We start from the raw sequence: 1,347 nt of genomic DNA, 5'->3' as shown, positions 1-1,347 counted from the left end.
AGTACCGCTTCCTGTACTTACTTCCCACCTGGCACTACTTCCTCTGGAACCACACGTCCCAGTCTCCAGGTGTCCAAGACCAAGGGGAAGCTTCATGCCGTCGGGTCGGCGTATCTCACCGGCAAGTCGGTCCTGCACGTACTCACGCAAACGGTCGTTGTCCACGAGCTTCGCCGTCTTTGGCCGCTTCGCGGCCTGCTGCGCCTTCCACTGGGCCACCACGGCGCGGTAGACCGGCTTACCGCCCCTGGTCGCGGCGTTGCGACGCAGCTCGCGAGAGATCGTTCCAGGGGCGCGCCCGATCGTGCGGGCGATCTCACGCACGCCCTTGTCTTGAGCCTTGAGCAGTGCAATCTCCTCGCGTTCGGCGAACGACAGGTAGCGGCCCGGGGGCTCGTTCAGACTCAGCGGTGCCATCCCGCCAGCGTGTCGGAACCATCGAATCCCGACCGGTGCCGACACCCCGACCCCCTCGGCGGCCTGGACAGAGGTGATCCCGGATGCGATCAGGCGCCAGAACTCTCGTTGCACAGCACGCGATGGCTCAGGCCGGCCCGGTGAACGCATCGGCGGCCGCATCGCCCTATCCGCGGCCCACTGCCGACGCACACCGGATGGCGCCATCGACATTTGCTTCCTCGGCAGTCCCATTGCACACCTCCGTGATCAAAGGTGTTGCGACGACCAGTTGAACTCACCTTCCGATCCGCGGTCGCTGTGGATCACGCAGCCGGGCTCCAGGCGGCCCAGCGCGGCGGCCATGTCCAGGGCGTCGACGACGAGGTCGGCGCGGTGGTGACCGGCCATCGAGTACCCGATGATCTCGCGTGTGGCCAGGTCCAGCCACGAGGCGAGGTAGAGCCAGCCCTCGGCGGTGGGGATGCAGGTGATGTCCCCGACGATCTTCGTTCCGGGGCGGGTGGCGGTGAAGTCCCGGCCGATCAGGTCCGGCGACGGGGCGGCCTTGCTGTCGGCCTTGGTCAGGCTGCGGCGTCCGGTGTGCCGGCTGTGCCCGGCGATGCAGTGTTCCCGCATGATCCGCTCCACCCGTTTGCGGTTGACCACCCGGCCCTGCCGGCGCAGTTCGGCGGTGACGCGCGGGACGCCGTACTTCCGCCGGGAGGCGATGTGGATCACCGTGATCTCGTGCGCCAGGGCCTCGTCCGCCCGTCGCCTCGCTTCGCGGGCCTCGGCTCCGGCCACCCACGCGTAGTACGTGGAGCGGGCGGTCTTCATCACCTTGCACAGCAGCGTGAAGCTTCCCCTTGGTCTTGGACACCTGGAGACTGGGACGTGTGGTTCCAGAGGAAGTAGTGCCAGGTGGGAAGTAAGTACAGGAAGCGGTAC

Annotated in this window: 2 protein-coding genes; both read right to left on the bottom strand. The window is 67.1% G+C overall.

Going from position 1 to position 1,347, the window contains the following annotated elements; genetic code table 11:
- On the bottom strand, window positions 1-630 hold a 630-nt coding region (locus tag ACIBEA_RS44600), incomplete at its 3' end, for a transposase (protein WP_399270313.1).
- Window positions 631-666: 36 nt separating this feature from the next.
- Window positions 667-1,248 carry an IS3 family transposase gene (locus ACIBEA_RS44595; RefSeq protein ID WP_399270315.1) on the bottom strand — a complete coding sequence of 194 codons (582 nt, stop codon included), beginning with the start codon at window positions 1,246-1,248 and terminating at the stop codon, window positions 667-669.
- Window positions 1,249-1,347: the final 99 nt, after the last annotated feature.

It is taken from the genome of Streptomyces sp. NPDC051555 (assembly GCF_044454405.1).
In the GTDB taxonomy this organism is placed as follows: domain Bacteria; phylum Actinomycetota; class Actinomycetes; order Streptomycetales; family Streptomycetaceae; genus Streptomyces.
The sequence above is the reverse complement of the archived record's forward strand: the minus strand, read 5'-3'. Positions and strand labels throughout refer to the sequence as shown.